Origin of the sequence: Streptococcus macacae NCTC 11558, assembly GCF_000187995.2 — a bacterium.
In the GTDB taxonomy this organism is placed as follows: domain Bacteria; phylum Bacillota; class Bacilli; order Lactobacillales; family Streptococcaceae; genus Streptococcus; species Streptococcus macacae.
This window is the reverse complement of the sequence record NZ_AEUW02000001.1, coordinates 1075651-1095684: the sequence shown is the minus strand read 5'-3', so window position 1 is coordinate 1095684 and position 20034 is coordinate 1075651. Positions and strand designations below refer to the sequence as shown.

The window sequence follows — 20034 nt, the reverse complement described above, 5'->3', positions numbered from 1 at the left end:
TTTACTTATAGTCAATTAGCCCATTTATTATAAATGCTGCTTATAATAAAAAAATTTTTTCTATGGTAAAATGAGAAAGGAGGAGTAAAAAATGAATGTTAGAGACTTAGAATATTTTTACCAATTATCGCAGCTGCATTCTTTTACTGCTGTAGCTCAGTCTTTTAAAGTTAGTCAGCCGTCAGTTACCTATGCTGTTAAACGTTTGGAAAAGCAGTTTTCTTGCGATCTGTTTATTAAGGATCCCTCTCATCGTTCAGTGATATTAACGCAGCAAGGTCAAATACTTGCTCAGCATGCTGAAACAATATTGCTTGAATTAAGTATCTCTGAAAAGGAAATAAAACGCGTTTCTCAAAAGAAGGTTAAAGTTGGTTTTCCTCCAATTATTAGAGCACGTATTTTATCACAAATGATTGAACAAGGGAATGACCTCTCTTTTATGTCTTCAATCAGTATATTTGGTGATGGTTCCAATGATTTATTGCAGCAGTTGCTTGCAGGTGACCTTGATTTTAGTTTGATTGGCAGTCTTCATTCTTTAGAACATCCAAAACTTGTAACCAAAGAACTTTATCAAAGACAGTTTTACATTGTGGTTTCAGAAAAGCATCCTTTTGCCAAGCGAAAAGAACTGTCTTTTAAAGATGTTTTGCAAGAAAATTTTATTTTACTAGATGAGGGACACATCCATTTAGATGCTTTTAATTATTTAAATGAAAAATATCATGATGAAGCTGCTATTTTATTTAAATTAAGTGAGCTTTCTGTAATTGGTCAGTTAGTTAAAGAAAATTTGGGAATTACTTTTCTGACTGATTTTGTTCTTTTTTCAGATTTTGAAGGACTTGTCAAAATTCCTCTTGTAAATGAAGAAAAACTGAGTTTTCATGTAAGCTATGCTTATCCTAAGCGTGCCGTTTTATCTACAGTTATAAAGGATTTAATAAATAGGTTGGAAAAGTTAAATGGTGAAAACGGATTATAAAAATAAGGCAAAGTATCATAAAAAACTACTCATAAAATGAGTAGTTTTAGAATGTAGACAGCCTATTTTCAACGTCAAAATATTTTAGCTTCTGTCAATTTTAATTGTGATTTCTCTTATTTAGGCGAGCAAAGCGAGCTCCAAAGAAAGCTGCTGCCGTCTGTATCACCCAAGGAAAGTCTCAAAAGAAGGCTCTGTCTTCAATCTGAAATGACTAGTTTCATAAAAGTGAATTCTTTTGCTTTTGCTCTTCAATATAATTTAGTTTTTGTGCGCGTGTTTTTTGTTTAAAAATACTTTCTGCCCTCATAGCAGCTTCTTTAGTTGGAAATTCTTCCCAATATATTAATTCTACAGGCAGACGGGCTTTAGTATATTTGGCTCCTTTGCCGCTATTATGTGTAGATACTCTTTTTTTAATATCTGTTGTATAGCCTGTATAAAGTGTGTTATCGCTGCACTTAAGAACATACATGTATCCTTTTTTTCCTGCTTGCTTTTTACCAAAATAGATTTCAAAAACATCATCTGTGTAATCGCCATTATCTTTATGTACAATAAGAGGCGGCAGTATTTTTAAGCCATCTGCAGATCCATCTTTAATGGCTTCAATGAGAAGCATATTGGCCTCTTTTCCTAATTTTGGATAAACAAACTGGATACGCTTAGGCGCCAATTTATATTTTTGAAGGGTAGCTATAATTTCTAAGAAGCGATCAGGACGGTGAACAATAGCTAAGCGGCCGTTTGTTTTTAAAGCTTGTTGGCTAACTTTACAGATTTCTTTGAGATTAGTTGCTATTTCGTGGCGAGCAAGCAAATAATGTTCTGATAGGTTCTTCTTAGATGTTTTTGTTGCTTTGAAATAGGGAGGGTTGCATATGATAAGATCAACACCTGAGCGAGGGACATACTGCATCAGGTTTTTTAAATCATCGTTGATCATAGAAACTTGATTTTGAAGCTGATTGAGTTCAATAGAACGCTGAGCCATATTCGCTAAACGCTTTTGAAGCTCTATTTCAATAATTTTAGCCTTTGTCTGTGTTGATGCAAAAAGGCCAACAGCTCCATTTCCAGAACAAAGATCAACAATCAGTCCTTTTGAAGGAAATTTAGGAAAGCGAGAGAGCAAAACACTGTCAACAGAATAAGAAAAGACTTCTTTATTTTGGATAATTTTGACGTCAGTTGAAAAAAGCTGATCAATACGCTCTTTTTTCTTTAGTTTTGATTTGGTCATAGCTCTTATTATAACAAAAAAGGCAGAAAGTTTCCTTCTATTCCAAGACTCCAAAAGTGTAGCCGCGGTTTTTATAATATTGAATAATGTTAGGAAGACTAGCTAAAGTGATGTCTTTACTAGAGATATCATGCATTAAGACCACTTGAATATTAGGATTATCTGAGGCTTTAACAGTTCCGTCAAGATAAGCTAGCATCTTTGCGACAGACTTTGGCCTAACAGCCTCAGGTTCTGCATCACCAACCATTGCATTCCAGTCCATCCATTGGATCCCTTTGGCTGAAAGCTGTTTATCAGCAGCTTCTAGTCCTGACCATGAAAGATGGCCTCCAGGATAACGAAAAACTCTAGCTTTAAATCGCTTGCCTAGTTGTTTTTTCAGAAGATCCTGAGTTTTATCAGCCTCAGCCAGAATTTGTTTAGTGTTGCCTATCCGATTAGGATATAAGAGGGAGTAATTGTGTGAGAAACTGTGAATACCAATAGCATGCCCTTCAGCAATCTGTCTTTTTAAAATAGGAGCGGACCATTGATTAATGTTGCAGCCTAAAACAAAAAAAGTAGCAGGCACACGGTATTTGGACAGGACATCTAAAATGCGTGGTGTCATTTTAGGATCAACTCCATCATCAAAAGTTAAAAAAACAAGTTTACCTTTCTTTAATTTCTTCTGATTCTCCATCATGTTTCGGATAGATTGTGTCGGGTAAGCATAGTTTTTAGCTTTGTTATTATGATTGTGATCTGGCATAAGAGCTGTTGGCTTAGGAGGCAGGTGCTTTTGTCTAACAGCTTGCGCTAAAGGATGTATCTGCTGAGATTTTTCGATTGATCGCATTTGAGCTAAACCTATTCCTAAAATAAGTCCAGTAACGCCTATGATGAAAAGTAACTGTGTTTGTTTATCTTTTGATGAAAAAATAGTCTTGATTTTTTTCCAATACTGTTGATATTTCATGTTATCTCCTAAATGGTATCCCTGTATCTCTTTTATTATACATCAATTAGTGCCTTTAAACTATATTTTCAGATAAGATTTGTTGTGATAAACTATTTAGAATCCTCTATTTTACCATCCTCTCACATCTTGCTTAATAGAAAATACAAATAAAGTAAGCTTTATACTTCTCCTCTATGGTGTACTGCTTTTATAAATAATCACCATGCCAAGCCGACTTGGAATCTCTTTTTAAGTTATGTTATATAAAGAATGAGCTCTTTGTTTTGCCATATCTGTGTTTATATAGTTAGTTGGTGTTTTATGGTATTTTTTAGTATAATAAAGTGATGATATTGTAAGTGAAAAGGAGATTTATAGTGTTCTATACTTATCTACGATCTTTACTTGTTTTTTTAATCTGGGCTGCAAACGGCAACATTCATTACCATCATCGAGATAAATTGTTGTCTAAAAACGATAACTATATTTTAGTGGCGCCCCATCGTACGCTTTGGGATCCTATCTTTCTGGCCTTTGCTGCACGGCCTAAGCAATTTATTTTTATGGCTAAAAAAGAACTTTTCAAAAACCGAGCTTTTGGTTGGTGGATTCGGATGTGCGGTGCTTTTCCAATTGATCGTAATAATCCTGGAACGGATGCTATTCGTTATCCTGTCAAAATGCTTAAAAATGGGGATCGTTCTTTGGTTATGTTTCCAAGTGGGAGCCGTCATTCTTCTAATCTTAAGGGGGGCGTTGCTGTTATTGCTAAGACCGCTAAGGTTAAAATTATGCCTGCTGCTTATGCTGGTCCCAATTCTATTAAGGGTCTGCTTAAACATGACCGTATTGATGTGACTTTTGGGAATCCTATTGATATTTCGGATATTAAGCGCATGAATGACGAAGGAGTTGAAGAAGTTGCCCAGCGTATTGAAAAGGAATTTGCTCAGATAGATGCTGAAGTGGCTCATTTTAAAGATAACCAACGACCAAGCTGGTGGAGTTTAATCTATCGTATTCCAGCAATGGTCATTGTTGTTATTGTGTTGGTATTGACCTATATCTTCTCCTGGTTTGCTAGCTTTGTCTGGCAGCCAGAAAAGCATCGCGATAAAAAATTAAAATAAAATGTTGCTGTACAGTTAATGGCTGTTCTTTAGCAGCATTTGAAATGTAGTATCAGTCAGATAAGATCATCTTTAATAAATCAATTAGACTCTATGATTTCTTTAGTGATTTAATTCATTATAGAAAAGCTAGGGTCTTTTTATTTTAACTTGTTTTCTTTTTACGAATGAATAGTTAGGAGGATAAAAGTTAAAAATGCTGGAAGAATTGATTGACAGATTAAAAGAAAAAAGAGTTCTTTATTCTATTTTGGGTGTCATTTTAATATTGTGTCTGCTTGGCTGTTTTTTATTTTTTTCATATGATAAATCTGACGATAAACTTTCAAGTTTAAAAAGTCAGTCCAGTCAAATTATTTCAAAAACTGCAGAAAAGAAAGAAGAAAAAAAGCCTTCTGCACATTCGAGTACAACTATAACAGTTGATATCAAAGGTGCTGTTCGCCATCAAGGTGTTTATACTTTACCAGCAGACAGTCGTGTTAATGATATTATTAGGATTGCAGGAGGCTTAACAGCTGAAGCGGATCGTAAATCTGTTAATTTGGCCCAAAAACTAAAGGATGAATCTGTCGTTTATGTAGCAACAAAAGATGAAAAGATCAATGTTTCTGATGATTCCATCCACAATCATTCTGCTGCAGCAGAGAAAAATCAAGATGCTGATCAAAAAAAGATTAATCTCAATACAGCAACGTTAACAGAGCTGCAGACCATTTCAGGAATTGGAGAAAAACGGGCACAGGATATTATTGATTATCGTGAAACTAATGGTGGTTTTAAGTCTGTTGAGGACTTAAAAAATATATCAGGTATTGGCGATAAAACATTTGAAAAATTAAAGGATATGGTAAGTGTTGATTAAATGCTTTCCTATTAAACCGATTTATCTAGCTTTTCTAGTAGTTCTGCTTTATTTTCTGATTTATCGTTTTTCTTTGATAGTCTGTTTTCTATTTTTAGGCCTTTTATTTTTTCTTTTTTTACAATATAAGCAAAAAATGGGTTTAAAAGTATTACTTTTTTTGCTCCCTTTTGGTCTTTATTTTCTATATCACCATCAAGAAATGGAGGCGTCTTATCGAACATCTCCAACTGAGATTAAGCAACTATTGCTTATTCCAGATACTATTACCATTAATGGAGATCAGCTGCAGTTTAAAGCAAAATCTGGGAACAGGCTGTACCAGGCTTTTTATACTTTGAAATCAAAAAAAGAAAAAGCTTATTTTGAAAAGTTATGGAAACTTACTGTTATCAATGTTTCTGCTGATATAACAGAAGCAGAAGGGAAGAGAAATTTTAAGGGCTTTGATTATCAAGACTATTTAAAAACACAAAAAATTTATAGGTTAGTATCTATTAAAAGGATCAATGCTATGAGGATTAAATCCAGTTGGGCCTTAAAAGATTGGCTGTCTGAATGGCGCCGCAAAGCTATTGTGGCTATTCAGCAAAAATTTCCAAGTCCAATGAAGCATTATATGACGGGTTTACTTTTGGGATATCTTGATAAATCTTTTGATGAAATGAGCAATATCTATTCCAATTTAGGGATTATTCATCTTTTTGCACTTTCAGGAATGCAGGTCAGTTTTTTTATTGGTAAGTGGCGTTATTGGAGTTTACGTTTAGGGGCAGAGCAGGAACATTTGAATTATTTGCAAATACTTTTTTCTGTTCTTTATGCTGGTTTAACAGGCTTTTCAGTATCTGTTGTTCGCAGCTTGCTTCAGAATTATCTATCCAAGCTAGGCTGTAAAAAGCAAGATAGTTTTGCTTTAACCATTTTGCTTTTAGCGATTTTAATGCCTTCTTTCTTATTGACGGCAGGAGGTGTTTTGAGCCTGGCATTTGCGTTTATCCTGCTTATTTTAGATTTTGAAAAATGTTCAAAAATAAAACGTTTCGTTTTACAAACTTTAAGTTTGTCTGCGGGAATTTTACCGTTATTAATGTGGTATTTTAGCAGCTTTCAGCCTCTGTCCATGCTGTTAACGGTTATCTTTTCTTTTCTTTTTGATTGTTTAATGCTGCCTGTTTTGCTTATAGCTTTCTTTCTATCTCCCTTTCTTACATTAGATTGTTTAAATCCTGCTTTTATTGTTCTGGAAAAAGTTATTATCTTTATTCATAGTCATTTTAGCAGGCCTTTGGTTTTGGGAAGTCCATCATTGAGCATACTCTTATTAAGCTTATTTCTCTTAGCTGTTCTTTATGATTACCGAAAACAAAAGAAAGTATTGATAACGGTAAGCATTGTCCTTTGTTTTTTGCTTTTTTTTTTATAGTAAATATCCATTAAATAATGAGGTGACAGTGATTGATGTTGGCCAAGGAGACAGCATTTTTATAAGAGATATGAGAGGGAAGACGATCTTAATTGATGTTGGCGGCAAAGTGGCATTTGCTAAAAAAGCTAGTTGGCAGAGAGCCCTGCAGACAGCTAATGCTGAAAAAACTTTAATTCCTTATTTAAAAACACAAGGTGTAGATACGATTGATCAGCTTGTTTTGACTCATACGGATACAGATCATATGGGAGATATGGAAACTGTGGCAAAGTCATTTAAAATTAGAGAAATACTTGTGAGCTCCGGCAGCTTGACAAAACCTAATTTTGTCAAGCGTCTGAAAAAAATGAAGGAGAAGATTAAAGTTGTAAGAGCAGGAGACAAGCTGCCTATTATGGGAACTAGCCTGCAGATTCTCTATCCTTTTGAAAAAGGAGACGGCGGAAATAATGATTCTCTTGTTCTCTATGGTCAGCTTCTTAACTTAACATTTTTATTTACAGGAGATTTGGAAAAAGAAGGGGAAGAGGCATTAATGAGAAGCTATGTTTCATTGCCTGCTGATGTTTTAAAAGCAGGGCATCATGGGAGCAAAGGAAGCTCCAGTCTTAAATTTTTATCTTTTATATCAGCAAAGCTAGCTTTAATATCTGCAGGAAAAAATAATCGCTATAAACATCCTCATCTTGAAACTTTAGAACGCTTCAAAAGGCAGCATATGATTGTGTATCGAACAGATCAAGAAGGAGCAATTCGCTTTAGAGGGATCAAAAAATGGAAAATTGAGACGGTTAGATAGCAGCTTTATCTTCTTTCATCTTATTTATCACTGCTTGTTTTTTTATTAAAAGATACCATAATTGAGATGCTGTATCTTATCAACATATAATTGGAACAGTTGCGTATTTGAAAAGAGGGTTATGAAATTTATCTAAATATTAAATTCTTTATATATTATTTTTTTTAAAATTATGACATAAATAGAATTTTCCCTTTTTAAAAACTGATCAATTTAAGCTGCAGAGAGTTTTAAACTTTCTATGCTTCATATGAGAACAGTCTTGTTTTCCGATAAGAAATATGATATTCTTGTTAAGTAAAAAATTAAAGAGGTGTCTATTTTATGTTTAGCGCATTTAAGAAATTCTGGATCAATTATGTTAATTTCACAGGTAGGACTAATCGTTCCGATTTTTGGTTTGCTAATTTAGCTAATGGCTTGATTCTTTTGCCATTTGTCTATACGGCATGGTCTATTTATTTGTCAAATTTTTTAAAGTATTGGCCGCTTGCGATGTCATCAAGTATAAGCAATAGTTTTTCAGATAAATTTGGTAATTCATCTGACTACTATAGCAATGGTTTAAATACAATTACAAATCAAAAAGATGCCTTCTCATCTATTTTCTCAATTGATGTGATTATTCTTTTTGTTCTTATCTTACTTTTTGGACTGGCTATATTTTTGCCAAGTATTGCTATGCAAGTACGTCGTTTACGTGACGCAGGCTTCCACTGGTCATTGATCTTTATTCCAGTAGGAGCAAGTATCTGTTCATTCTTAATACTTATACCTTTCTTGCGTGCAATTATTATGCTTTTAGTAATGTTTGCTGGTATTTTTTACACTCTTTTGCTTTGCCAACCAACTAAGCCTTATCAAGCACCTGTACAGCCAGTTACGCCACAACAACCGCAGGCACCTATGCAGCCAGCTGCGTCACAGCCACAAGCAGCAGAACCTTCACAGTCAGCTGCAGACCAACAAAACCCAAGCAATCAATAATATATAAATAGGTTGGGACAAAATGTGTCCTACCCTATTTTTTTGTAAAAACTTTGAATCAGCAACTGCTTGCTTTCTTTTTTACTATAAAAAACAAGACCAAGCAAAAATAATTAGCCAATGATGTGGAAGAAAAATAATAAGCTAACCTAAAAATAAAAAATGAGGAAGAGCTTAGGCCAAGCCTTTGCCTTGCCTTTTCACAAATCCATTAGGTGCTTTAACACCACAGCTGCTATTGATTGTCCTTCTCATCTTTTGATTTTTAGGCTTCGCATCCTTTTTATAAGCAATGGTATCGTATATAATAATTCAAAATATAAAAGATGCCAAAGTTTATGACGTACAGGCTAAATCAAAATTTGTTATAATAAAAATATGATTGCTATAGAAATGCTAGAAACTTTGCAGAAGGAGAACCTAGCTCCGGTAACGGTTTTAACGGGGGAAGATCTTGGTCAATATGTTCAGCTAAAGCAGGCTTTTTTAGACAAAATTGCATTTGATCCCAGTGATTTAGCTTATTCCTATTTTGATATGTCTGAAACGGATTATCAAGATGCTGCAATAGATTTGGAGAGTCTTCCTTTTTTTGCAGATCAGAAAATAGTTATTTTTGATCATTTTTTTGATCTGACAACGGATAAAAGATCTTATCTTAATGAGCAGAGTTTAAAACGCTTTGAAGATTATTTAGGAAATCCATTAGACAGTACAAAGTTGGTCATCTGTGCTGCTGGTAAGTTAGATGGAAAGAGGCGCTTGGTTAAACGGCTAAAGCGTGATGCTCAGATATTGCAGGCGAATCCTTTAAAAGAAGCGGAGCTGAAAACTTATTTCCAAAAACGAGCGCATCAGGATGGACTTAGTTTTGCATCAGGTGCCTTCAATGAACTTATGCTAAAATCAAATTTAGATTTTAGTGAAATGGATAAAAATCTGATTTTTTTGAAGTCTTATAAAAAGAATGGACAAATTACAAGCCAAGATATTAAGGAAGCTATTCCTAAAACCTTGCAAGATAATATTTTTGATCTGACTCAGCTGGTTCTATCAGGTAAAATTGAGGCTGCTTATGATTTGGTGAGAGATTTACGTTTGCAAGGAGAAGATGAAATAAAGCTAATTGCTATCATGCTGGGACAGTTTCGGCTGTTTGCACAAATTAAAATATTAGCTAATCAGAACAAACCTGAGCAACAGATAGTTACAGATCTGTCCCATTATCTTGGGCGTAAAGTTAACCCTTATCAGGTTAAATATGCACTGAGAGATTCAAGGACTTTATCTTTATCTTATTTAAAACAGTGTTTGATTTATCTTATTGAAACGGATTATCAAATAAAGACGGGTGTCTATGACAAGGATTATTTATTTGATCTTGTTATTTTAAAAATGGCGGGCGCAAAAAAGTAAGCTAAAAATTTGTAAGCTCTATTAATTTTTGATATGATGGGCTCATATTAAATGAAAAGAGGAAATTAATATGGCTATTATTTTGCCAGACCTACCATATACATATGATGCGCTTGAACCGTATTTTGATAAAGAAACAATGACGCTTCACCATGATAAACATCATGCCACTTATGTTGCTAATGCTAATGCTGCATTGGAAAAACACCCAGAAATAGGTGAAGATTTAGAAGGCTTACTGGCAGATGTTGAGAAGATTCCTGAGGATATTCGTCAGGCTTTGATTAATAATGGCGGCGGTCATCTTAACCACTCTCTTTTTTGGGAATTGCTTTCCCCAGAAAAAACAGAAATCACTGAAGAAGTGGCTGCAGCTATTAATGATTCTTTTGGCTCTTTTGACGCTTTTAAAGAAGCATTTACAACTGCTGCGACGACTCGCTTTGGTTCTGGCTGGGCTTGGCTGGTTGTCAACCGCCAAGGGAAGCTTGAAGTGATTTCAACGGCTAATCAAGATACGCCAATTTCACAAGGGCTAAAGCCAATCCTAGCGCTTGATGTTTGGGAACATGCCTATTATCTTAAATACCGTAATGTTCGTCCAAATTATATTAAAGCATTCTTTGAAATTATTAATTGGAATAAAGTTGCTGAACTATACGCTGCAGCTAAATAGACTCGTTTATCAAGTTTGTGGCTTTAATTGATTCTGCAGAATGAAAAATTATATTTGCATGTTAGATACAAAAAACATCTCAAAGTGAGTTAACATTTCTCCTTTTGGGATGTTTTTTTGTATGAAATTAAAAATTTTCATCTTTTTCTTTAATAGCCTTGTCATTCTTTTAATAGTCTTTTATAATAATAGGAAAGTTAGGAGAAGACAGTGGATAAAAAGAAGTTCATTATTTCTGGAGTGCTGCTTGCTATAGCTGTTCTTGTATTTGCTTTGGCGGGACATTCGAAGCAGATTAAACGCTATATAACCGGAAATTCGATGAAAATTGAAAAACAAAAAGGGTCTGATAAGGATACGAAAAAGAGAAGCACAAAGCAAAATCCTAAACCTAAAGTAGCGGAAAAAACGATGGAAGAAAAACAGGCTGTTATGAATGCTGATATGGAGAGAATGGATGCTCTTAATCTTCATTATGATTATGCTAATATGACCCTGCCGCAAGTGGTTCAGACTTATATGAATGAAATGGGGATTGACCCTTCGGCTGTCGCTTTTTCTTATAAAAATACGGCTACGGGTGAGATCATTTCAATGAATGAGACTCAGCCTATGACGGCTGGTTCTACCTATAAGTTACCGCTTAATATGTTGATTGTGGATCAGGTTGCTGAAGGTAAGCTATCAATGGATAAGGCCTATGATATTACTAAAATAGACTATGAATATGAAGGGGAATATAATGCTTATCGCAAACAGTTTGGAGATGATATGACTATCTCAGAGATGCAAGAGTATTCATTAGTTTATTCTGAAAATACACCGGCACATGCTATGGTCTCTTTGTTAGGTGGGTTTGAAAAAGCCTACTCTATGTTTGATCGTTATGGAAAATCTAAAGCAGATCTTAAAACGATTGACTTAAACAGCGGCAATAAAACGACGACAGACTATTATATTCAAGTTCTTGACCATTTGTGGAATCAAAGAGATAAGTATACGGATATTTTAAAATTTTTAGGTCAGTCTTTTTCAGGGCTTTACTATAAAACTTATCTGCCCGATATTCAAATTTTCCAAAAGCCAGGCTATGTTAGGGAAGCCCTTAATATTGATGCTGTGGTAAATGAACAAACGCCTTATCTTATTGCTTTATATACTGCTGGACTTGGAGGATCAACTTCAGAAAGCTCAGAAGTTAATGATCTTGGTTATAATCAACTCTGCCAGCTGACCTATGTCATCAATGAATGGCATCGTGTGAATCAAAACCCCTAAAGAGTTTTATAATTATAGGATAAGCAGGAGAAGGAACTTGTCTGTGCTAAAATGCTGTACTGAGCTTGATCTCATCAAGAAGTATTTATTAATTCCTGTCTTATATAGATACTTGGAGAGCTGAACAGGCTCTTTTTTTTTAAAGCTTGGTTTAGTTAGCATTTAGGCTATGGTGTTATGCCAAGGAATGTGATAAACTAGTAAAGCAAAGTGATTTGCACAGAGTAGATGGTTTGCGTTAAGTGTATGTGGATGGGATGTTGCCACATAACGAAGCTTAAAGCGCGGTAAATCATTGCATCCGCTGTCGAAATTCTTTTTGGCAGCTCCGATTAAGATAAAGGAGCAACATATGAAAATAAAAACACCCAAGTTAACCGTTCACTTAATGACGGCTATTGCTGTCCTTTTGGCTTTAAATTTTATTTTAGGCAAATTTAGTTTTGGCAATAAGCTTCTGCAGATCAGCCCTAATTTTATTGACAATACCATTATAGGAAGTATTGCCGGGCCGGTCATTTCTTTTTTTACTTTAGGACTTTGGGATATTATTTCCTTTTTACTATCAGGAAAGGGAGATTTTATTATATGGTTCACTTTAATTGAAGCTTTGCAGGGTTTCATGTACGGCTATTTCTTCTATGGTAAGGAAATTAAGGTCAACCAATGGAGAGACTGGGTCTATGTCAGTCTAGCTAGCTTGATTAATTTGGCTGTGTCTACCTTCTTTTTGACCCCTTTGGCTCTTCATTGGTATTATAAAATTCCTTTTATAGCTCTATATGCTGCCCGTGCTGTCAAAATTTTGGAACTTCCTATTAGGATTATAGTAACAATGCTCATTATGCCACAGCTGCAAAGAATTCCAGAATTGCGTAAATTAATGGGGATTAAATAGTACTGTGAGTCCAGGATAGAAGTACTAACCTGCTTAGATAAAAGAGACATAACAGCTTGATGCAGTGACTAATTGTCATTCTTGCCTTTTGTTTTTTGAGGCTACACCTTTAACAGTACCCTGGACTGTTTGAGATGACCAACAAAGCTGACTCCGATTCAACTATGCGAGAGTAGGACGACAAATCAATTTCTATGAAATCATGATGGAATCCTACTCTTTTTACTTAAAAGTGCTGCTTTCTATGCTATATAAAAAGAGGCAGCTTTTTTATATTTGCTTTTTATTTGACAAACATAGCATCGCCAAAGCTGAAAAAACGGTAATGACTATCAACAGCATGTTTGTAAGCCTCAAGAACAAAATCACGGCCTGCAAAAGCAGAAACTAGCATGACCAGAGTTGACTTTGGTAGATGAAAATTAGTTGAGAAGGCATCAACGATCTTAAATTGGTAGCCTGGCTTGATAAAAATATTGGTCCAGCCAGAGTCTGCTTCAATGTGACCAGCAAATTTATTACCAATAGTCTCCAAGGTACGAATAGAGGTTGTTCCAACAGCTACAATGCGCCCGCCACTTGCTTTAACATTTTTTAGGGTCTGAGCCGCTTCTTGTGATAGACTGTAAAATTCAGAATGCATTTGATGTTCGTCTACATTATCAACTGATACTGGGCGAAACGTTCCTAAGCCGACATGCAAGGTCAGATAAACTAAGTTAACACCTTTAGCTTCAATTTTGCTTAAGAGATCTTCTGTAAAGTGAAGACCAGCAGTTGGAGCAGCAGCAGAGCCATTTTCTTTAGCATAAACGGTCTGATAACGATCGCGGTCTTTTAATTTTTCATGAATGTAAGGCGGTAAAGGCATTTCTCCAAGGCTTTCCAAGACTTCTAGAAAAATACCGTCATAAGAAAATTCTACAATGCGCCCGCCGTGCTCCAACTCCTCTTTGACTGTCGCCTTCAAACGGCCGTCTCCAAAAGAAATTTGACTGCCGATCTTTAGTCGTTTAGCCGGTTTGGCTAGAACTTCCCATTGGTCTCCCTGAGTATTTTTCAATAGCAGGAATTCCACATGACCGTGGGTTGCGATCTTTTCTCCATGAAGGCGGGCAGGCAGGACACGTGTATCATTCATGACCAGAGCATCACCTGGATTGAGTTCATCAATGATATGGTCAAAATGAGTATCTTTCATTGTTTTGTGATGATGATCAATGACTAAAAGCTTGGAACTATCACGCTGTTTAAGAGGTGTTTGGGCAATTAATTCTTCAGGCAGATCAAAATCAAAGTCACTTGTATTCAAGACATTCTCCTTTATCAGATATGTAGCTTATCTATTATAACATGAGATAAATCATAAGGCTAAGAAATTTTAACGCTATTGCTATTTCTGATGAAGTGATGGTTATTATTCTTGCCATCCTTCTCATTGCGGATTATGGACTATAATAGTAGTCTTGATGAGGCATCGGCTGGATCAGATATAGAGACTTCACTTGCTGCTAACCTTATAATCACTTATTGGGGAGGTGCATTTTGAGGTTTATACGTTTAAAATAGGAATCTAAGCGATACAGATTGCCTGGCTGTCTTAACTGTTTTTTTAATTTTTGAACTTGACAAAAATTGGTCTATACCTTATACTATTTGTATAGACCAATTTATAAGGAGGTTAGCATGAAAGTTATTAAAGTAAAAAATACGGCAGAGGGCGGCAAGTCGGCCTTTAGGATTTTACAAGAAGAAATGGCATCTGGTGCTAAGACTTTAGGTTTAGCGACTGGCAGTACTCCGTTAGGGCTTTACAAAGAAATGAGAGAATCTGCCTTAGATTTTTCAGATATGGTTTCTGTTAATCTAGATGAATATGTTGGCTTATCTGCTGATGATCCTAACAGTTACGCTTATTTCATGAAACAGCATCTTTTTACTGCTAAACCTTTCAAAACCAGTTTTCTTCCCAATGGACTTGCGGCAGATTTGCAGGCAGAAGCACAGCGTTATGAAGATTTGATAGCAGAGCACCCCATTGATTTACAGATTTTAGGTATTGGACGTAATGGGCATATTGGATTTAATGAGCCGGGTACTCCTTTTGATATACCGACACATGTAGTGGATTTGACTGAAAGTACCATTCAAGCCAACAGCCGCTTTTTTGAAAAGGCAGAAGATGTTCCAAAGCAAGCTATTTCTATGGGAATTGCCTCTATTATGAAGTCTAAAATCATTATTCTTATGGCTTATGGTAAGGAGAAAGCGGATGCTGTTGCTGCGGCAGTTCAGGGACCAATAAGAGAAAGCTTACCTGCCAGTGTTTTACAGAGGCATCCTAATGTAATCCTCATTGTTGATGAAGAGGCAGGAGCAAAATTGTTGTGAAACATTCACGCCTTTGATTCAGAAAGACTATCAATTGACTTTAAATTAACAAAGAAAATGGAACTGGTCATTTCAAAAGAAGCGATAAGGCAAGCAGTGTAACTTATCCAAAGGGCTTTGAAGATTAAACAAGCCAATCAACTGTTACCAAAAGCTTATCGCATTTTGCTCGTTGTTAAAATTTAAAGCTAGGGATAAAAGCAGCAGTCAGCCCTTATGTCTTAACTGACAATCGGGAAATTGCTTAATATTATCCTAGCTTTTTTATTATTTAAGTTCAATTCTAAATAAAAGAGCTTATCATTAAAATTTTTAATTGAGAAAATGTTTTATTTCATTAAAGGCAAGGTCCATATGTCCAAATTGACAGTGCTGTTCACCGCCGCTTTCTTTGGTAAAGAGATTGGCTTGGATGCTCCGTGCAGATGTCAGTCCTAATAGGATATCAGCAATGCGTGTGTAGGGAACATAATGGTCTTCTTTTCCAACTAAGAGCAGACAATCCTGAGTGATTTTTGGCAGGTATTGACGGCTATTATGCCGCTTTAAATTCAGCAAAAGGTCGTATGGGTTTGTTTCACCCGTTAGCATGTAGCCGTTGTTGAGTTCCCATCTCAAATCAATTGCCTTTTTAGCTCTCTTGTTGATAAGATGGTTGACAATGGGTTTAGCTTTTAGATGAAGTAGGGCAGAGAGACCATAGAAAGATCCCTTTCCAAGATTCATTTTGAAGATATCCATGGAGCTGTAAAAGATATCCATAGCGATGACCTTACGGATTCTCTTTTCAAAGGCTGCTGCTTCCATGACAAGAAAGCCTCCCCAAGACAAGCCAATTGCATCAACACTATTTAGATGGAAGTAATCCAAAATGGCTGACACAGGCTTATGAAAGTCAGGTGTAAAATGCAGTCCTTGGCTGATAGTATTTCCTTGTCCCGGACCGTCAAAAATCAAAATATTGTAATTTGTATTTTTCATAATAGTAAAGAAACTAGCAATTTCTTCTAGAAATCCATCAAAACCTCCCATAACTAAAAGTGTTCGCTGGGCTTGTGCATTTTTTAATAAAAGTGTTGGCAGAAAGCCACTTTCATAAGGAACCTGATCTTTCTCATAATCGAAATCAGTAAAACTGGCGTAAAAAGTTCTCAGAAAACTTTGATATAAATCCTCTCTTTCTGAATCTTCCAGAGTGAGATAAAACATGGCGGCTTTATAATAACTAGAAGCGATTTTAAGTTTTCCGGCTTTTTCATAGTGATGCGCTCTGCTCTGCCACCATTGATGCCAAGATTCAAAGTCCTTAATATGACGGCCTATAGTTTTTCGATCTTCTAAAACTTCTTTATCTGCTGTAAAAGGAGAGGTGAAACGCTCAATTTGAAAATCAAATTGTTTATTACCTGTAAATACCATCTAACTACCTGCTTTCATTTTTTGTGTAAAATAAGTATAATGAATAGTATCATTAACTGACAGCACAATTTATGAGATATGTTGTTTATCAAACAAAAACACATTAAATGTACGAGAACTATTACTATGGATCGCAGAATTATTAAGACAAAGGCAAGTATTAAGCAAGCTATGCTGGTGTGTTTAGCTAGCCATTATTTTTCAGAGATTACGATTGAAGCTATTTGCAAGGAAGCCCAGTGCAGCCGCTCAACGTTTTATGCCCATTACGATAATAAAGAAGAGGTCATTGATGCTATTTCTAAGGAAATCATTGAGCAAATTCGACCTTATATGAAACAGACTTTTGATGAGCCAAAAGCATTTTTAAGTATTATCACAAGCCTGACGAACCAGATTTATCAACCGCGCAAGGATGTCATTAAGTTCTTGATGGATCCTGAATTTCGCGATTTTGGTTTAGAAGCTCACTTGTTGATCTTGTTTGAGGAGCAATTTTTGCAGCGTTTCAGCCATATCAAGGGTAAGGCTATCCTTGCAGAGATATATGCAGCCTGTGTTTTATGCAATATTAAATCCATCATAGAAAATCGCTCAACCAAAGAAGATCAGGAGGCCATTGGGGCTCTGAAAAATATCCTTTTTCAATCCTTACAGGAGCAAGAAAAAAATCAAGTTAGAAAGAGCTAACTTGATTTTCCATTACAATATCCAGTCCAATTCTGGTCCGACTGGAACGATGCCTGTAGGATTAATGGTTTTGTGGCAAGCCGCTGAGCTATTTTTCTGTAGCAGTCAACGCCGATCTTAGTGCTAACGCTCCTGCTTTCTTTGAAAATGTAGACAGTACAATCTGCAAACCAGCTAAGTTACGGATTATCAGTTCTAGTCCAGAAATCAGCAGTGCTTATGTCACTATTTCGGAAGGTAAATTTCATCAAGTTAAAAAATGTTTTTAGCTTACGGAGTAAAAGTCACCTATCTCAAACGAATTTCTTTTGGATTTTTTGAGTTAAGGGATTTGCCGCTTGGAGAGTATCGGGAGCTGTTGGAGGAAGAGAAAAACAGCCTTAGAAATGATTTGAATTAAGCAAAGGAGGCTCCCTATGACTACCACTATTCGTCAAATGACAGCAGAAGAATACCCCCTTTTGGAGGAATTCTGCTACCAAGCCATTTTCCTACCAAAAGGAGTGCCAGCACCTGATAGGAGTATTATCCAGCTGCCAAAGCTGCAGCTTTATGTCAAAGATTTCGGGCGATATCCTCATGATCAAGCCATGGTGGCTGACGTTGATGGACAGGTTGTTGGTGCTGTCTGGGTTCGTATTATAGATGATTATGGCCATATTGATGATGAGACACTTTCTTTGTCTATGTCTCTATTGCCTGCCTATCGCGGACAAGGAATTGGCACCGAATTACTTAAGGCTTTTTTAAAATTTCTCAAGGTGAAAGGTTATCACAAGGTTTCTTTATCTGTTCAAAAGGAAAATTATGCCTGTAACATGTATCGAAAGGCTGGTTTTCAGACAATAATTGAAAATGAAACAGATTTTATCATGGTTTGTGAGTTGTCAAAAGCTATTGAAAATGAGACAAATAAGATAAAAAGGAGTAGTATAAATAGAAAGTAAGTTTTGGAGGGATTTCAAATGACAGCAGCAGAAAAAATCTATGAAAACTGGCATCATTTTGCCAAAGAACGTGATACGGACGGGCTCATCAGCCTCTATGCGGAGGATGCCGAGTTCGAGTCTCCATTGGTCCCTATTATCATGAACCAAAAAAGCGGGGTGCTGACAGGGCATACTCAAATCCGTGCCTTTCTAGAAGAAGGTACCCAGCGCAGACCGAATGAATTGGTTCGCTGGTATCGGGATGGCTCTTATTTGGTCAATGACAGCATGCTGGTCTGGGAGTATCCGCGTCAAATGCCAGATGGTGAGCAGGTAGATATTTTGGAGCTGATGGAACTGCGAAACGGCAAAATCCAGCGCCACCGTATTTACTGGGGCTGGTTCGGGACACAGATGCTGATTAAATCGGCTCTTGATAAGTCAGCTAAATAATAAAGATATGCTGAAAACTGGTTAGCCTTGTCTACTTCTCCACTAAGGATTTCAAAATTTTAAGGCCTCTGTCTAACTCGTCTAATGTATTTGGTGAGCAAGTTGCAATGCGCAAAGCAGACTGCTCTGTTAGTCCGCCAACAAGAAAGCGTTCCGCGCATAAAACTTCAACACCCTTTTCTTTGGCCAAGGATTCAAATTGATAGCCGCTTCTATTTTTAGGTAATGGCAACCATTGAAACAAACTATAGGAATTAGTAGAAGTGGTTTCTGGGAAATAGTGGTTGTAGAGAGCATTTCGTTGCTGAGATAACTGATTTTTTTGAGTTATTGTACTGTTTGCTTGACCGCTTGAAATGAGATGGCTCGTAATCTTAGTATTTAATAGAAGTGGATGGGTATTGATAACATCAGCAGTAAGATTAATCTCATGAATAAGATAATCAGGCACCACCATATAAGCCACTCGTAAACCAGCAAACAAGGCTTTTGATAAACCATGAATATAAATCGTTTGTTTAGGAATCATAGTTACCAATGCAGGTAATTTTTCATAATTTGTAAAGGCATAGGTATCATCTTCTATTAGTAGAAGGTGATTTTTGTTTATCAAGGAGCTTAGCTGCTGTCTCCTTTCTAATAGCATTGTTGCTCCGGTTGGATTATTAGAAGTCGGAACCAAGTAAATGCCTTTGATCATTTGCTGACGGCATTTCTTTTCCAAGTCCTCTGGAATGATTCCATTATGGTCAGATAGTATTGGGATGAGTTCAATTTTAAACTGCTGGGCTAAGGCAATAAAGTTAGTATAGGTAAACATATCGGTTGCTATTTTGTCACCCGCTTTAAATACGGTCAAAAACAGTAAAACCAAAGCGTTCTGTGTCCCCTCAGTCAGAAAAATATTCTCTTTAGAAGTATCGACCTGAAACTTTTTTAACCATTGTTGAGCAACAGCCTTATGCTCATTCAGATCATTTTTTCTATCAAATTCAAAAAGTTTATCAACAGATTGACTCTGTAAGATTCGTCTAGAAATATCAGATACAATATAATTGAGTTGGTAATAAGGACGCAGATTGCCAAGAGGAATAAGGGGTTCATTTTTTTGTAAAGCAGCTAAAGGTTTTACCCTATTTGGTGAAACAAAAGTTCCTTTGCCGATAATAGCATAAATAAGTCCTTTTTGCTCACATAATTTAAATGCTCTTGTCACCGTGCTTAAATTGATATCTAAGAAGTCAGCTAATTCACGTTGAGGGGGCAGTTTTGTTTCAGCTATCAAACGTCCTTCGATAATATCTTTCTCTAAAAGTTCGGCTAGGCTAGCATACAGAAAGGGGGTTAATAGCTGTTTATCTGGTTTCCAAGTCATAGGATAATTGTCAAATGAATTAACAGGCATTATGTTTCTCCTTAAAATTGTCTTGCCTACAATTTTAGAAATACAAAGTAAAGTTTTTCTTTTATAATAAAATTGTCTGGATTGTTGGTATCCAT

The 20034-nt window shown here is 36.0% G+C and carries 17 protein-coding genes, 2 pseudogenes and 1 riboswitch; of the genes and pseudogenes, 14 read left to right on the top strand and 5 right to left on the bottom strand.

Features of this window, described 5'->3' with window-relative positions:
• The first annotated feature begins 91 nt into the window (after nt 1-91).
• Entirely contained in the window at nt 92-988 is an 897-nt protein-coding gene (locus tag STRMA_RS05195; RefSeq protein ID WP_003082004.1) for a LysR family transcriptional regulator, read from the top strand.
• A 220-nt stretch (nt 989-1208) separates the two neighbouring features.
• Here STRMA_RS05195 and STRMA_RS05190 read toward each other — a convergent pair whose 3' ends face one another.
• Together STRMA_RS05190 and STRMA_RS05185 are read right to left on the bottom strand one after the other, a co-directional pair.
• Entirely contained in the window at nt 1209-2231 is a 1023-nt protein-coding gene (locus STRMA_RS05190) for a GIY-YIG nuclease family protein (RefSeq protein ID WP_003079697.1), read from the bottom strand.
• Between the two features lie 37 nt (nt 2232-2268).
• Nucleotides 2269-3192 (bottom strand): polysaccharide deacetylase family protein, encoded by a 924-nt coding sequence (locus tag STRMA_RS05185; protein WP_003078559.1) that lies wholly within the window; start codon nt 3190-3192, stop codon nt 2269-2271.
• Nucleotides 3193-3551: 359 nt separating this feature from the next.
• Here STRMA_RS05185 and STRMA_RS05180 point away from each other — a divergent pair, with 359 nt between their 5' ends.
• The 8 genes and pseudogenes from STRMA_RS05180 (at nt 3552) to STRMA_RS05145 (ending at nt 12652) form a co-directional block, all read left to right on the top strand.
• Entirely contained in the window at nt 3552-4304 is a 753-nt protein-coding gene (locus STRMA_RS05180) for a lysophospholipid acyltransferase family protein (RefSeq protein ID WP_003080349.1), read from the top strand.
• A gap of 196 nt (nt 4305-4500) precedes the next feature.
• The gene (locus tag STRMA_RS05175) at nt 4501-5169 is read left to right on the top strand and encodes a helix-hairpin-helix domain-containing protein (protein WP_003082087.1); all 669 of its coding nucleotides are present in this window, start codon (nt 4501-4503) and stop codon (nt 5167-5169) included.
• A pseudogene (locus STRMA_RS05170) lies at nt 5159-7397 on the top strand (DNA internalization-related competence protein ComEC/Rec2). Before STRMA_RS05175 ends, STRMA_RS05170 begins: the two are co-directional and overlap by 11 nt.
• A 324-nt stretch (nt 7398-7721) precedes the next feature.
• Nucleotides 7722-8384 (top strand): DUF805 domain-containing protein, encoded by a 663-nt coding sequence (locus tag STRMA_RS05165; protein WP_003080124.1) that lies wholly within the window; start codon nt 7722-7724, stop codon nt 8382-8384.
• A gap of 378 nt (nt 8385-8762) precedes the next feature.
• Nucleotides 8763-9800 carry a DNA polymerase III subunit delta gene (gene holA, locus STRMA_RS05160; protein WP_003078538.1) on the top strand — a complete coding sequence of 346 codons (1038 nt, stop codon included), beginning with the start codon at nt 8763-8765 and terminating at the stop codon, nt 9798-9800.
• A gap of 70 nt (nt 9801-9870) precedes the next feature.
• On the top strand, nt 9871-10476 hold the full coding sequence (gene sodA / locus STRMA_RS05155) for a superoxide dismutase SodA (protein WP_003080289.1): 606 nt from the start codon (nt 9871-9873) through the stop codon (nt 10474-10476).
• 210 nt (nt 10477-10686) lie between these two features.
• A complete protein-coding gene (locus STRMA_RS05150; protein WP_003078777.1) occupies nt 10687-11754 on the top strand; it encodes a serine hydrolase in 1068 nt (355 codons plus the stop codon).
• Nucleotides 11755-11972: 218 nt separating this feature from the next.
• Nucleotides 11973-12063, top strand: a riboswitch (THF riboswitch).
• 43 nt (nt 12064-12106) lie between these two features.
• Complete coding sequence (locus STRMA_RS05145; RefSeq protein WP_003082379.1) at nt 12107-12652, top strand: folate family ECF transporter S component; 546 nt, start codon at nt 12107-12109, stop codon at nt 12650-12652.
• 283 nt (nt 12653-12935) lie between these two features.
• On the opposite strand, the gene queA is transcribed toward STRMA_RS05145, so the two are convergent.
• Complete coding sequence (queA, locus tag STRMA_RS05140) at nt 12936-13964, bottom strand: tRNA preQ1(34) S-adenosylmethionine ribosyltransferase-isomerase QueA (RefSeq protein ID WP_003079463.1); 1029 nt, start codon at nt 13962-13964, stop codon at nt 12936-12938.
• A 374-nt stretch (nt 13965-14338) separates the two neighbouring features.
• On the opposite strand from queA, the gene nagB reads away from it, so the two are divergent.
• Nucleotides 14339-15043 carry a glucosamine-6-phosphate deaminase gene (gene nagB / locus STRMA_RS05135; RefSeq protein ID WP_003081860.1) on the top strand — a complete coding sequence of 235 codons (705 nt, stop codon included), beginning with the start codon at nt 14339-14341 and terminating at the stop codon, nt 15041-15043.
• A 312-nt stretch (nt 15044-15355) separates the two neighbouring features.
• Here the strand turns inward: nagB and STRMA_RS05130 are convergent, their stop codons facing one another.
• The gene (locus STRMA_RS05130) at nt 15356-16462 is read right to left on the bottom strand and encodes an alpha/beta fold hydrolase (RefSeq protein WP_003078550.1); all 1107 of its coding nucleotides are present in this window, start codon (nt 16460-16462) and stop codon (nt 15356-15358) included.
• Between the two features lie 126 nt (nt 16463-16588).
• On the opposite strand from STRMA_RS05130, the gene STRMA_RS05125 reads away from it, so the two are divergent.
• From STRMA_RS05125 to STRMA_RS05115, 4 genes and pseudogenes are all read left to right on the top strand, one after another.
• A complete protein-coding gene (locus tag STRMA_RS05125) occupies nt 16589-17152 on the top strand; it encodes a TetR/AcrR family transcriptional regulator (protein ID WP_003080822.1) in 564 nt (187 codons plus the stop codon).
• Nucleotides 17153-17244: 92 nt separating this feature from the next.
• Nucleotides 17245-17552 (top strand): annotated as a pseudogene (locus tag STRMA_RS09485) (pseudouridine synthase family protein); the annotation flags it as partial.
• Between the two features lie 16 nt (nt 17553-17568).
• Complete coding sequence (locus STRMA_RS05120; protein WP_003080392.1) at nt 17569-18099, top strand: GNAT family N-acetyltransferase; 531 nt, start codon at nt 17569-17571, stop codon at nt 18097-18099.
• A gap of 3 nt (nt 18100-18102) precedes the next feature.
• A complete protein-coding gene (locus STRMA_RS05115; RefSeq protein WP_200858147.1) occupies nt 18103-18534 on the top strand; it encodes a nuclear transport factor 2 family protein in 432 nt (143 codons plus the stop codon).
• 31 nt (nt 18535-18565) lie between these two features.
• Here the strand turns inward: STRMA_RS05115 and STRMA_RS05110 are convergent, their stop codons facing one another.
• On the bottom strand, nt 18566-19939 hold the full coding sequence (locus STRMA_RS05110) for an aminotransferase-like domain-containing protein (protein WP_003079839.1): 1374 nt from the start codon (nt 19937-19939) through the stop codon (nt 18566-18568).
• Nucleotides 19940-20034 lie beyond the last annotated feature (95 nt).